Genomic DNA, 13,628 nt, shown 5'->3' with positions numbered 1-13,628 from the left:
GTAAACAATCGAGGGGGAAACCACATGAACAAAAGTCAGCACGAAAAGATTCAAATTGAGTTGAAGGATTATTTAGAGAAAATCCCTAAATCAATAATTTTAGATTTCATCATTAGGGACGCGTTAGCTTCTGGCCGTGATCTTTCAGATATTTTAAACATCCGCTCCCAAGTTCCAAATATCATGAACTCGGTCGATCCTAAATTAACAGAAGGAGATTCATTTATGAGCAAATACACGGAAGAACAACGAATTAAGGACCTGGAGAGCATCCGGACATCTCGTAACGGCCATATCATTGATGCAGCAATTAAGAGCGGGCAGGTCGCGGGACATGCAGCGTTGGAAACAATCAAAGGGAATTATCATCTTACTGATGAAGAGGCCGCAGAAATCGATTCAGCTGTAATGATTGAAGAAGCACACAGGCTTATAGCTAGGCGGAATGGGAATATGCCGCAGGCCCGGGATCGAAATAATCAGCGTCAACCTTATATGTCGGACCGGGAACGGATAGATGCGATTGTAACTGCTGTTAATTGGGATTAAGAAAACGAAGGAGCCTTTGACCGTTAGGGCTCCTTTCCTTATATATTGGTAGTATGAACACCGCATCAATTCTGAACCGAGATTCTTAACTATATCATCACGAAAATCAATTTCTGGATAGTGGGTAGGGTATTTGTACATAAACAGTGCGGAGAAACAGTAATTCCCTATAAATGATTGGGATTATGCACTCTGGCTTTGGTTGGTAGCTTTTTGGTTTTAGTGGAGGATTTTGAGATAAATTGTAGAATAATAAATAATATTACACAGCAGAAAGAGGAGGGGTTAATTTGGACAATGAAGTTATATTGAAGGCAACACATAAAGGTGTTCTAAACATAGCTGATAAAAAATTAAGTTGCGCCGTTCTTGAAGATGGTACACGAATCATTTCAATAGCTGCAGTTTTCAGAGCATTTGGCAGAACTAAGCGAGGCAGATTAAAGGATGAAGTGCGCGTAGCAGATATGCCGGATTTGCCAAGCTTTATTGATGCGAATAACCTTGTTCCTTTTATCAACGATGAATTAAAAGAATTTCTTAAACCAGTTAGTTATATGAATGGGAAAAAGGTATTTCAAGGGTATCGCGCTCAGATAATACCTCTTATGTGCAATGTATATTTGGAAGCAAGGGACCAGAAAAAACTAACAAAGCAGCAGGAACCAATTGCTATTGTCAGTGATATACTTGTCCGAAGCTTGGCGAAAATAGGAATACTGGCCTTAATAGATGAAGCAACTGGTTACCAAGATGTTAGAGAAAGAAATGAACTCCAGAAGATATTAAAGGCATATATTAGCGAAGAACTATTGCCATGGACTAAAAGATTCCCAGATGAATTTTATAAAGAGATTTTTAGATTAAATGGCTGGGCTTATGATCCCGGAAGTATCAGTCGTCCTGGGATTATAGGAAAGTGGACAAATCAATTAGTCTATGAGCAATTACCGTCCGGTGTATTGGAAGAGCTAAAACAAGTGAATCCTCCTAATGAGAAAGGAAATAGAAAAAATAGACATCATCAGCATTTATCATTAGATATTGGTAATTCGCATCTTGAAAAGCAGTTAGTTTCAGTTATCACTCTAATGAATGTTTCTGGTAGTTGGGGAAGATTTATGACTTTATTTAGGAAAAAATATGGAGGACAACAGGAATTCGATTTTGAAGATAACTGATTCATACGAACATTATTCAGTAGTGCCCCTGTTTAATTACATACAAACTATCTTATGAAGGAATCGATAATTAACGGCTTACTTTGGCAGTGTTGAACTGGGAATGATCATTGAGTACTAAAATCAAAGTCCTTTAGAGTTGAAAATATTAATGGTTCGCACCCCGCCAGTAATGATGGGGTGTTTTTCTAACTCTGGGAAGTGTGAGTGCTGTTTTGCTTCGTTGATCGTCTGCGGGGGGACTCTCAGCCGCTCAGCAACTTTAGCTTCAGAGTCTGTTTTTTCAGGACTCCCACCTTCCGGTTGGTTTTTGCCGCCCGGCGGCAGAAACTCATCTCGGAGCACTTCTTTAGCGAACTCCTCTTTTGGCCAGAGATTCCACATCCTCGTTTTACAGTGGGCTCTTTGAGCGCCTTCTTGACCTCCCGCAGCTCCTTGACGGTCATGCTTTCGACCTTCTTGGATTCACCAGTTGAAGGGACGATGTGTTCCTGATCAACGAAATCCGAGCGGTCTACCGATTCGGGAAGTGAGAGCATTTCGAATATTTTGCCGACCTGTATATCTCGCGACGTCGCGAGGTTTCCAAATTAATCAACAGCTTGAATGAATTTCTGTGCCGTTTGATGCGACATATCTATTTCAGATAACCAGGCCATCCATTGCCCATGAGCCAAGTCGTTCTCTTTCACATGCTTCAGCCTCTTGCCGATCTTAAAGGTATTTCTTAGTCAGCAACGAAAACTGCACTTTCCGTGGTACATGCCCTGATTCAGAACGCTCGATGTCGTGCGTTTCAAATGCCACGACGTCGTGACATTCAGAACGGTAGATATCTATCGTTCTAGACCTTATGGAGTTTTGAAAGCAGCAGATCCTAGCTGATTTAGTCGAATGACCTTGCAGGATTTATCTTCCATACGCCGAATTATGGTTGTGGGAGGTGAACAGAGAATGGGTTTTGCAAATATACCGCTGCAATATAAAGTGGAGACTCGACAAGGTTTGGTTTTTCCTAACAACCAAGACGAACTCCAGTTTTTTTTGAATGAACAGTATCGACAAGGCTGGAAGCTGGTCAGCAGTACGCCACAGTATGACAATGGCACCTTCGAGTATACTGTTTATGTGTTTGAGAATATCAAAAAGTAATTGTAGAAGCACCCTAATCGGTGCTTTTTCTATGCCTGCATTCATGAATATTCATGCGAATTATGCACACTTTATGTATGCTCTTGGGGGTGAATTAACCCCCACAAAACTACATACCTTGAGGGGGAGGATTAACCCCCAGTGAGGGGGAGAGTTGTCCCCCAATAGAGGGGGAGAATTAGCCCCCCAAGAAAGAAAGAAAGAAAATCTTAAAGAAATATAAAGATATATATAAGAGATACGTTTTCTCTTATGCATATACAACCGCATATTCGTATGCATAAAGGCTGCTCATAAAAGAGCGGCCTATTTGTATTCCATAGAAAGAAGGTGAGCCATTGAAAAGATTCAGCAATAAGCTCCACGTCATGCTATTGATTGTCCTGATCATTGCAATCAGCCTGGACATAATGAACGGCTGGAAAGAGAAGCAGCTTAATCAGAGGTACGAGGATTCTCTTAAACGATACGAGCAGGCCAATAGGGAATATACCGAGTATCTGGAGAGCACCAAGGCCAGCATTGAGGAAAGAGTTAGGCAGATAGAAGGCGTCACTAATGACTGACATTGATGCGGTGTTAAGGAAGGAATGGGATGAACAGTTCTGCCCAAAGTGTAGATGGAATCTCAAAGGCTCGAAGCCACAGCGGCACTGTACTCATTGCGACTATACAGAAGCAGCCAAGCCTGCAGTAAGGCATGAATGCAATGGCAGACCTTCATCCTGGATGGACGTTCATATTGAATATGACCCAGGGGATAAGGAGTGGGGATTGGTTGTTGACGGTCATTGGTGCAAAACAATCGAATACTGTCCGCATTGTGGTATTCAATTAACTGTAGACAATGACGGAAATACGCCAGAATCTGGCTGAAATCTGGAATTTGGGTCCCTCTGAGACTTAAAAAAGAATGCGGGTGCGCGTGAGCCCGAAAACCATGCAGATTTTATTTTTGGAAATCACTTTCCCTTCCCTTACATGTCGACGTAATATGAGCGCCACTGAAGCCTGTTTCAGCTGCAACTGGATAAAATTACTTCTATTAAATGTAAATAAAACTGCCTTGGAGTAATCTGATAATTTCTACTGTAAATAATGCCGCAAAAAGGAAAGTAAATGAATGGGAAAGGGGAAAGTATTGTTTGTTTTGCATTGAAAGAAGGAAAGCCGACTCCATAAGCCAATTAATAATATAATGAGATAACTACAAGTTTGATTTTTACTGTTGTCATAACTTAAGATTATGGGATGTGGTCAATCTGTTAACTTTGGTGGAGTACATAGCAAAGAGGAAAAAAGAAGATAGTCTCAATGAATTTAACTATGAACTGCAAAGCGAAAATATTAGGATATCTGTGAATTATGTATTTGAATACTATAATGATTATTTGGGCAATAATCCAGAAAATCAGAAAACAATTCTCTATTCCGAGAAGCTTGAAAAGTACCGTCAACAACTCGGACAGTACGAATTCGATACCCAAGAATGGCTGATAAAAATCTTCGACAATCACGGAAATCAAATGAATCGAATTATAACGAACTTTTTAAAACGGCAGGATATGTTCTTGCTATATAATTCAGATAGTGAATTTAGAAGTTTATCATACCAATGCTATTCTCAGCTTATAAAGAAATATCCCTATCTGAGCGATCAGACAGAAATGATTTTCATCTTCATAAAAGAACAGCACAAAATAGAGAGTCAAAAACACCTCCCTGCGGAAAACATTATCATTACTGAAGAAGTTTCACAGTGGATTGATGACATCTGGGAAAGGCATGGAGTTAATCTAATGGCTTTTGCTGAGAAATGGGTTACTGATTTTTGGGATAATCCGAAGCTGTGGCCAACTTCACATAGAAAGAAAAGTAATAATTCGTGGCGTGAGTATGAATATGATTACAAGCAAGCCGGAAACTTGTTTAACCTTGATGCACTTTATAGAAAGATGCCAAAAAAGCCGTATCTAAGAGGGAAAAAGCAGGAACTCGAGACCTTGCTTCTGTACTGTTATCTACAGAATGTAGAGTATGATGAACAATATTGGTCAGAGTATTTATTGAGGGTGTCGTCTTAGGTTTCTTTCCCCACACATTTCCCCACAGGTGCATTTCTAAACAGGGAAATTCAACGGATTAATAGGACTGGAAATGCTGATATATCGGACATTTTCAGATCTTAAATAAGCATAAAACAGCCGAAAACTATGGGCGGCATGATGTAAGACAACTAAAACCCCTTGCTTGAGCAAGGGGCTTTAGTCTTTAGCATCAGCTAAGAGTAACAGTTAGGTAATAAACGATCATTTTAGAGGTTTTTCATGAGTTCTTTGAACTTTTGAGAAGCCTCTTTTTCTTTTGGGTTTATCAAAAAAGGTGTGCAATCCACGATGGGCGGCACACCTTCTACTGATTTTCTGTTTTATTACATATTGACTGCTTTAAGGAAATAAGTGTTCGTCTTTTTGTCCACTTCAAATTCTAGAAAAATACTGAATGAAGATATGAAGAAGCCGGGTAAATCTATTTTATAGCACAGGGTAGTAGAGTTTTCGTATTTTTCAGTCCAGGTTGAATCTACTCTTACATCATTGAGTGTTGCACTCTTTAGAATACCCGCATATTTCGTAATAATCGTACTATCATTGAGTTTGACTTCCCCGGCAATGGTTTTGGCTATATTGTCCTTGGTTCTTTTTTTGTAGCCCATATCATAGTCATTTAAATCATCAATCACATATTTATCCACCAAAGCATTAATACCGGAGTTTGATCCAGAGGTTAAGGCATTTCCGTAAGCTTGGATAAAAGCCAACGCTACTGGTTTATATTTTTCACTTGAAGCTGAGAGATCATGATTGGCAGGCAACGAGAGCACTCCGCTTGGAAGGCTGTTTGGCTGGGAAGCCGGAACACTCGATGTTGGTGCAGTTGGTGCAGTTGGTGCTGCAGTTGCAGTTGGGGTTGTTGTAGTTGATGTTGTTGTAGTTGGCGAAGCGTCGTTGTAAGGTTCTCCGGCAGTGGCACCGCCCGTGGTAATTGCAACTGTTTTACTGCTGCCGTTCCATAGGACTTCTGCATTCATTGCTTCACCGACCGCCTTGGCGGGAAGGTAGGTAGAACCATTGTAGACTAGAGGCGAGATTGTATTTCCATTAGCATCCTTAGGGGTCCAGGAAGAGCCATTCACAGTAAATTTAATATTACTATTAAGGTAAGCTTGTACTAAAGAAACCCCGTTTGAAGCATAGACTCCGACAGCCCCGCATAATAATCCGGTAGCCAAAATGGAAGAGACAAATACTTTTTTTGAAATATGCATAGATGATAATCCTCCTAAAACATTATGTATTATGTTGACCTATTTACTTTGAACTTTAGTATTTCATTTTTTTCCTTTCTATATAATTTATAGTACATTAGTATTATCGACATCTATAATGTTATTTTTAAGGTATGCTTCATATTATCTACATTCAATTAACAATGGTGATAATCACTTATATATCAAGAGCTTTCCGGCCCATAAAAAGAAGAGACCTCTCATAAGTTCTGTGAACTTTTGAAAGGTCTCTTTCTTTAATTATGCCAGTAGGGAAAGAGGTGATCCATCCCGTCCTCTAACGAATAGACCTGTCGTCATCCGCCAGATAATGGTCTTCAAGCTCAATAAATTCAGGAGAACGGTGGGCGGCCATCATGCCGTGATAGCTGATATCGAGGCCCAGTTCTTCCTCTTCCTCGGTTGAGCGGACGTGAACCAGCTTACCGATCAGCTTCAGGCCGCACCAGGTGGTTGCAAATCCCCAACCGGCCAGTACCAGCAGTCCAAGAAGCTGCACGCCGAGCTGATGCCAGCCGCCTCCATAGAACAGTCCTCCATCGGTGGCGAACAAACCTACGGCTATGGTTCCCCAAGCGCCGGACACGGCATGCACCGGAAAGGCGCCCACCGGATCATCAATACGGCGTGCTTCCAGCCAGTTGGTGGCCGCCATCATGAGCAGGCCGGACACAGCGCCGATCAGAATGGCTGCTCCGTCACTGACGAACGCGCAGCCGGCGGTAATTCCCACCAGACCGGCAAGCGAGCCGTTAATAACAGATGGAGCGTCCGAACGCTGATAGCGGAACAAGGTATAAATCAGTGTGATTCCGCCGCCAGCCGCCGCTGACAGCATGGTGGTAATCGCGATGTGCCCGATCCTTACATCGGTAGCGCTTAAGGTGCTTCCGGCGTTAAAGCCGAACCAGCCGAACCAGAGAAGGAAGGCGCCGACGGAAGCGAGCGGCAGGTTGCTCGGCAGGGCAACGGTGCTGTTCCCGGCCTGAGTGAATTTGCCCTTTCTTGGGCCGATGACGATAGCCGCCGCCAGGGCAGAGAATCCGCCAAGCGCATGAATGACCGCGGAGCCGGCGAAGTCCCGCAGACCAAGCTGATTCAGCCAGCCGCCGCCCCAGGCCCAGTGTCCGCCTAAGGGATAGATCAGGCCGGTCATTAGAATGATGTACAGCAGGTAAGCGCGGAAGTTAATCCGCTCGGCAACCGCGCCTGATACGATGGAGATAACCGCAATGGTAAAGGCCGCCTGGAAGAGCCAGAAGGTGTCGATGGAGACAGTGAAATGGAGATTGGAGAGATCACCGCCCAGCAGAAAGCCGCTCGTGCCGACCAAGCCGCCGGCGTCTTTTCCATACATGAGTCCAAATCCGAAAATATAAAAAATCAGCGTTCCTATTGTTATATCGGCGAACACCTTCATGATGATGTTCACGCTGTTCTTGTATCGTACAAAACCGGCCTCCAGCAGGGCAAAACCGCCCTCCATCAGCAAAATCATAGCGGCGCTTAATACGACCCAAATCGTATCCAGTCCTCCGCCCAGCGACTCCAGCGTCAAATTCATTTCTACAATGCCTCCATGCCCCTAATGATTTTGATTTCACGTATAATCTCAGGTGACAGCGGGATCTCTTCCGTTGCCGGGTGAGTGTTCAGAAGCAGCAAGACCTCATTCAATTCCTGAATGCTTCTTTTCATGCTGTCAATTTGTTTAAAACGGTCTTTTACGTGAACTATATATTCTACGGCTGTATGATGGCTCGCCGGATGACCTGCAAACCATTTGCGGATTGGGGAGAGGGATTGGTACATTGCTTCTTCTGCTTGCCTTTTTTGTTCATACTTGTTAATTTTATCTTTGATCGCCCCGATTTCATCCTCTTTCTTGGCCTTGAGGCGTTCGATGAGGTGTATTATTTCTTCTGTAGACAGGCGATAAACAACATTTTGGTATACTTCATCTACAATAATCATGTCAGGTCTCCTTACATGAAAAGTCATAGACTGATTATATGGACAATGTTAATTCAAGTCAACAGGTTTTTACAACCAAGCGCCGTAGCAGGCATTCTGACGGTTTTAAGATCAATTTCTAATAGAAAGGATAATGATTATGACCTACTCACAGATCTCCCATAACTCAGGAAATGCCTCCGAAATTCTCTATTTGGAACAGCAGATTGAGGTCGTCCGGCAAGAGATCAAGCGGGCTAAAGCTGCGGGACTGCAAGAGGAGCTGGACCAGGCGAATAACAAGCTGGATGAACTTGAAGCTGAGCTGGATAAGCTTGCTGATTAGCGTCATAGCCTGGACCAGAGTAGCTTCATTAAACCGAATATAGTCCATCTCGGTCAGTGTATCATCTATTGTCCTTTGTCTGCTGCTTCTATAGGGTTATTCTTGCAAAGCCTTAAATTATGAAATGACAGGAGCGATAGCGACATGGATGCATTAGTCAGAGCATTGCCCCGTAAGTTGACGATTACGATGTGGGACTTTTCCTGGTATACGATGACACTGCCGGGAGAGCCGTATCATGATCTGGCGTCAAGGTTTAAGGAGGCGGTAGAGCGGGGCTATAACACCGTGCGGATTTGCGCGATGCCGTTCATGCTGTTCACGGAACGGGGCGAGAGGCCGGGACCCTTGAAGCTGGGGAATTTAGGGGAAGTGGGACAGCGTACCCGATGGTACAACTGCAAAGGGGGAGCGGAGCTGGACGGACATGCACAGTTGCTGGAGCTGTTCCATCAGGCGAAGGAGCATGGCTGTTATCTTATTCTCTCCTCCTGGGAGTACCAGCAGAGTCCAAGCTTTCTTGAACAACCGGAGCTGCGTGACGAGCTTGCGGCTGTTCACCCGGAAGAACGGTTCATGGCCATCGCCAGATCCATGCATCAGTTGCTCAGCTTTGTGAAAGAGCACGGATATGCCGGACAAATTGCCTATGCCGAGCTGCATAACGAAGTGGAATTCGGACAACTGACCGCAGTGGCCCTGCAAAAAGGCATCCCTGAAACGGCAACGCCGAAGGTTGTGGAAGCCATGAAACCTTATATTGAGGAAGCGATTGCCTTTCTCCGCGAAAAGCACCCGGATGTGCTGATTAGCACCAGCTACACATTGAATGAGGCATACCCGAAAGCGTATGTTGCCCGGAACATGCAGGTGGCCCATTTTCACCTTTATGTAAAAGGCATGCTGGACGAACTAATGGATCTGGCGGGGATCAACGATGAATTTGCGGACTTCCCCAATGCTTTCGTAGAATCCTTGCTTCGGCCGGAAGCGCCTTCATTTGAGGAGTGGAAGCTGCCTCCGGGACAGGAATGGCGGATGGAGGGCAATCCGGTGGGCATGAAGCTCATCTATTTGCATGATTGGGCGGATACAGAGCAATGGGATTTGTTTTTGTATGAGCGATACGGGGCCCATAAGCTTGCTATGCTGCAAAAGATAGATACAAGGTTCGAAGAGGTTGAGGATTTTGCGCGCCATACGGATCTTCCCATCGTTATTGGAGAGGGCTATTTGGGATATACGCCGCTGCATGCCAATTTCGAAGAGGGGCCGGTTGGCAAGTTCATCGCTGAATACGCGCTGCGCAAGGGCATGTCTCTGGGCTTCTGGGGGATGATCCTATGCTCAAATTGGGCTCCGCATCATCCCTTCTGGTCAGATATCGCCTGGCAGCGCAAATGGAATCAATTTATTCTGGATTCGGAGTAGCTGTTGGAAAATCAACGGGCTAGCCCTCTTTTGCGGAGGGCTTTTTCGTATTATTTGGGGTTTTGCCATGTTAAGCAAATGCGACCGAAAAGCATACATTGATAAGTGACTCATTTTGCATATAAATATGGAGAAATTTTGTAGAAAAAGGATTATGATAGTAAGGTGTGAAATTCAAGGTTTTTCTTTGATTATTTTAATATTAAATAGTTAATTTTGTTAGGGGGAATTTATGAGCATGCTACCAGAATCATTTTTAATTTCAGAACTTAAAAGGAAGTCTGAGGAAGTAGAAAAAAATATAAAGTTTGATTATATTGGAAAGTTGAAGTCTTTAAAAGATACCGTTACTCAACAAGTAAGTTATGTGAACGTTTTATTTCCAGAATATACACCGCACGACAATGAATATCATTTTAAGAATTTGTTTAATATTACAGATGATATTTTAGGGGAAAAGATTATTGAAAAATTAAACGTAAATGAACTATTTATTCTTGCGAGTGCTTTGTATGCACATGACTGGGGGATGGCTGTGAGTCCTTCAGAAAAAAATATAATTATGGGGAATAACACGACTAATACCGTTCCTGAAAATATTATTTTATTACAAGATGAAACGCAAAGTTTTCAAGATTTCCTAAAAGAACAAGATTACAAAGGAAAGCCTGATGAAGTCTCAGATGAGTTATGGAGGGAGTATGTCAGAAAAACTCATGCTTTAAGAAGTGGTGTGAGAGTTAATCATTTTTTTAAAGAAAATTCTGGATTGGCAGAAGCAGTAAAAAGAGCATGCGAGGGACATTGGTTGAATTTTCAAGACATACGAAACAATAATATCTACCCTAGAGACTATAGTGTACTATTTTCAATAGTAAATTTAAGAGCAATATCAATTTATGTAAGATTAATTGATTTACTAGACATATCGGAGGATAGAACCCCATATGTTTTATGGAAATTTGTATCCCCTGAAAATGAGTTTTCTAATAACGAATGGTTAAAGCACCGTGCTTTGAGTTCAGTGAAATCTACAGACTACCTGGGAACAAGAATAATAAAAATTGATGGAAAAACAGAGGACCACGAAGTGTATGCATCATTACAAGATTTGAAGCAATGGTGTGACGATCAATTTAGAGATTGTATTGATGTTTTAGCAGAAATGAATGATACGAATCATATCCTAGATATATCTCATATTCATTGGAATATTGTTACGGCGGGGTTTGAACCCAGTTCTATAAAATTTAATTTTGATAGAGAAAGATTATTTGAAATATTGGGAGAACAAATATATGGTGATGATCCATATGTTTTTTTAAGGGAATTGCTTCAAAATAGTGTTGATGCACTAAAATTAAGACAAGCAATTCTAGCTAAAAGAGGGATGACATTAAATGACGGTTTTATTAAAGTTGAAGTGAAAAAGGTAAATGAAAATGAATTGATAATTGTTTGGAATGATAATGGTGTCGGAATGAATGAATACATAATAGCTAATTATTTATCAATTGCAGGGAAAAGTTTTTATAGTAGTAAAGACTTTGATAAGATTGGAATTAAGATGGACGTAATATCAAAATTTGGAATAGGGATATTGAGTTGTTTTACTCTAGCTGAAAAAATTGAAATTACTACATATAGAGAGCCTTATATAGAACCTAATAGTAAGTTAATTAATATTTCAATTCCCGCATACAATAAATATTTTCGTATTAGTAGCAAAACTCCTCAGCTTTATGAAGATGTTAAGCCAGGTACTACGTTTAAAATATTCATATCTTCGAAAAAAAATACCAATCAAAATGATAACTCACCTAAGTTGGAATCAGTATATCAATACTTATCAAAAATCGCGGGATTTGTTGAATTCCCTATTCTAGTAGAAGAAATGAATAAGAAGAAACTCATAATTCATCCAAAAGTTTGCAAAGGAATAAATTTTGAACAAATTAAGTTGAAGTATAGTGATTATGAGGTTGAATATATTGATTTATCGTACAACAAAAGTGTTTTTCTTGCCCAAGACATAAGACATGTAAAAGAATTTTTTTCAGAAGAGGCTTTTTCATTAGACGAAGATGTTGGCATTGATGGAATAGAGGGAGTTATTTCTTTCATAGTACCCAGAGAAGAGAAGGGGAATTTTATTTATGAAGATTACCATGGAACATGGATCGAAGAAGAGCGTAACACTGAAAGAAGGTTAAGTCTTAGAGTTGATAGTAATAAAAATATCATGGAGATTTCCACGAGTTGTAAGATAGATCCTACATGTTCTGTGTATAAAGATGGGATACTAGTTTCTGATGTTATTGATTATGGAGACTTCAAGCAAGGAGCTATAAAGCCTAGAATAATTATTAACGTTAAAGATCCTAAGAATGAAATAAATATATCCAGAACCTTTCTTACTAAAAAGGAGGACATTTCCAAAAGGGTAACTCATAAAGTGTGGGATTTTTTAATTCAGCGTTATCTAACTGAATTTAAACATACGGATCCATTAAGTGCTTATAAGCTCCTCGGCAAAATCATTACAGTCTATGGAGTTAGTGGAAAATATATCTTGGAACATGTTCCGGCAAATAATTTATTCCAACCTATTTTGGGGACGAGAGGAAAGTATATTTTTCTGAGTCTTGAAGAACTTAAAGGTCAGCCTGTATATGATTTATTAGGGATGTCTTCTATGATGGATAGTACATGGTTGAGAAATATTGGTTCTACTGAAAACTATAGGGGGGGTTACAATTCGTGGATTGGTGAAAATATTTTGATTGCCGACAATGAATATGGTACAAATTATTATACTCGTAAAAATGTTGATTTTTTAAGGAAATTTATTAACGAAAATTATTTTTGTGCTCAAGTGGACTTTATAGATTTTGGTTTTGATAATATTATGCCATTAATGCAAAGAAAATGGGTTCTAAATTCAAAATTTGATGATGAACTAACTAACGAACAAATTAATGATGTATTAATGAAAATGAAGGAAATGGAGACTGAAATATCAGAAAAAGAAATTTATATTTTTCACAAGCATATAAGTAGTATTAATAGAAAAATTAATGCTGGAAGTTTTCGATTCTATTATTTTAATTCCTTTAAAGAAAAGTTTGCTTATGGTACATATGCCTATAATTTATCAAATATGAAGTGTAGAAAATTCTTAAGTATACTAGCGCACATATTATTGATTTGTCAATCTAAGGATATATCTCAAGAAAAACTAGGAATGATTAATGATAGCATTGAAAATATTACTTTTTTATATAGAGAGGATGTTATTGCATATACAGAAATAATTTATAGTTGGAAACAATTTCTGAATTCATTAAATAATATGTCAATGTTGAATTTTGAGGTGGAAGAAATAATGCCTTCTGAGGAGGATTTCGTTGAGGGTTCTATAGGATTGGGGGGCAATGGAGCATTTACTATTGATAATTATTTGTGGAAGCGTAGGGGAGAAGGGCTGAATGGAGAGGAATTACCAGATTTCGGTGAGATAGTACATGATTAAGATTGGTTAATTCAGATTATAAAGTTCTTAACGTAAGATAGTGGTCGCATTTTTCTGCTGTTTCTTAAGGTTCTATACAGAAATTAGGCTTTTCGTGAGTCCAATTGAATTCATGAAAAGCCTATTTAATTAAAT

13 protein-coding genes and 1 pseudogene are annotated in these 13,628 nt (G+C 40.5%); 9 read left to right on the top strand and 5 right to left on the bottom strand.

The genetic code is table 11. The features are described from left to right. The first annotated feature begins 24 nt into the window (after positions 1-24). Together B212_RS0121605 and B212_RS0121600 are read left to right on the top strand one after the other, a co-directional pair. The gene (locus tag B212_RS0121605; protein WP_019913181.1) at positions 25-549 is read left to right on the top strand and encodes a hypothetical protein; all 525 of its coding nucleotides are present in this window, start codon (positions 25-27) and stop codon (positions 547-549) included. Positions 550-839: 290 nt separating this feature from the next. Then, positions 840-1,730, top strand: a complete 891-nt coding sequence (locus B212_RS0121600) for a P63C domain-containing protein (protein WP_019913180.1) — start codon at positions 840-842, stop codon at positions 1,728-1,730. Positions 1,731-1,975: 245 nt separating this feature from the next. Here the strand turns inward: B212_RS0121600 and B212_RS35510 are convergent, their stop codons facing one another. Then, the gene (locus tag B212_RS35510) at positions 1,976-2,176 is read right to left on the bottom strand and encodes a hypothetical protein (protein WP_019913179.1); all 201 of its coding nucleotides are present in this window, start codon (positions 2,174-2,176) and stop codon (positions 1,976-1,978) included. A 144-nt stretch (positions 2,177-2,320) separates the two neighbouring features. After that, positions 2,321-2,449, bottom strand: a pseudogene (locus B212_RS35505) (DUF3102 domain-containing protein); the annotation flags it as partial. 235 nt (positions 2,450-2,684) lie between these two features. On the opposite strand from B212_RS35505, the gene B212_RS0121585 reads away from it, so the two are divergent. The 4 genes from B212_RS0121585 (at position 2,685) to B212_RS0121575 (ending at position 4,966) form a co-directional block, all read left to right on the top strand. Next, positions 2,685-2,882, top strand: coding sequence for a hypothetical protein (locus B212_RS0121585; RefSeq protein WP_019913177.1), 198 nt, complete (start codon positions 2,685-2,687; stop codon positions 2,880-2,882). Between the two features lie 338 nt (positions 2,883-3,220). Continuing rightward, positions 3,221-3,448: a hypothetical protein gene (locus tag B212_RS0121580; RefSeq protein WP_019913176.1), complete on the top strand. Its 228-nt coding sequence runs from the start codon at positions 3,221-3,223 to the stop codon at positions 3,446-3,448. Then, a complete protein-coding gene (locus tag B212_RS32110; RefSeq protein ID WP_036668402.1) occupies positions 3,441-3,758 on the top strand; it encodes a hypothetical protein in 318 nt (105 codons plus the stop codon). Before B212_RS0121580 ends, B212_RS32110 begins: the two co-directional genes overlap by 8 nt. A gap of 377 nt (positions 3,759-4,135) precedes the next feature. Next, entirely contained in the window at positions 4,136-4,966 is an 831-nt protein-coding gene (locus B212_RS0121575) for a hypothetical protein (RefSeq protein WP_019913175.1), read from the top strand. A 347-nt stretch (positions 4,967-5,313) separates the two neighbouring features. Here B212_RS0121575 and B212_RS33320 read toward each other — a convergent pair whose 3' ends face one another. The 3 genes from B212_RS33320 to B212_RS0121560 all read right to left on the bottom strand — a co-directional run bounded on the left by B212_RS33320 (position 5,314) and on the right by B212_RS0121560 (position 8,205). Further along, positions 5,314-6,210, bottom strand: coding sequence for a stalk domain-containing protein (locus B212_RS33320; protein WP_019913174.1), 897 nt, complete (start codon positions 6,208-6,210; stop codon positions 5,314-5,316). Positions 6,211-6,508: 298 nt separating this feature from the next. Next, complete coding sequence (locus tag B212_RS0121565) at positions 6,509-7,795, bottom strand: ammonium transporter (RefSeq protein WP_019913173.1); 1,287 nt, start codon at positions 7,793-7,795, stop codon at positions 6,509-6,511. Between the two features lie 2 nt (positions 7,796-7,797). Beyond that, entirely contained in the window at positions 7,798-8,205 is a 408-nt protein-coding gene (locus B212_RS0121560) for a hypothetical protein (protein WP_019913172.1), read from the bottom strand. A 139-nt stretch (positions 8,206-8,344) separates the two neighbouring features. On the opposite strand from B212_RS0121560, the gene B212_RS0121555 reads away from it, so the two are divergent. From B212_RS0121555 to B212_RS0121545, 3 genes are all read left to right on the top strand, one after another. Further along, on the top strand, positions 8,345-8,530 hold the full coding sequence (locus B212_RS0121555) for a hypothetical protein (RefSeq protein WP_019913169.1): 186 nt from the start codon (positions 8,345-8,347) through the stop codon (positions 8,528-8,530). Positions 8,531-8,674: 144 nt separating this feature from the next. Continuing rightward, complete coding sequence (locus B212_RS0121550) at positions 8,675-9,961, top strand: cellulase-like family protein (protein WP_019913168.1); 1,287 nt, start codon at positions 8,675-8,677, stop codon at positions 9,959-9,961. Between the two features lie 232 nt (positions 9,962-10,193). Next, positions 10,194-13,493: an HD domain-containing protein gene (locus B212_RS0121545; protein ID WP_019913167.1), complete on the top strand. Its 3,300-nt coding sequence runs from the start codon at positions 10,194-10,196 to the stop codon at positions 13,491-13,493. The last annotated feature ends 135 nt before the right edge of the window (positions 13,494-13,628 follow it).

Source organism: Paenibacillus sp. HW567 (assembly GCF_000374185.1).
In the GTDB taxonomy this organism is placed as follows: Bacteria; Bacillota; Bacilli; order Paenibacillales; family Paenibacillaceae; genus Paenibacillus_AQ.
This window is presented reverse-complemented; position numbering and strand designations above follow the sequence as displayed.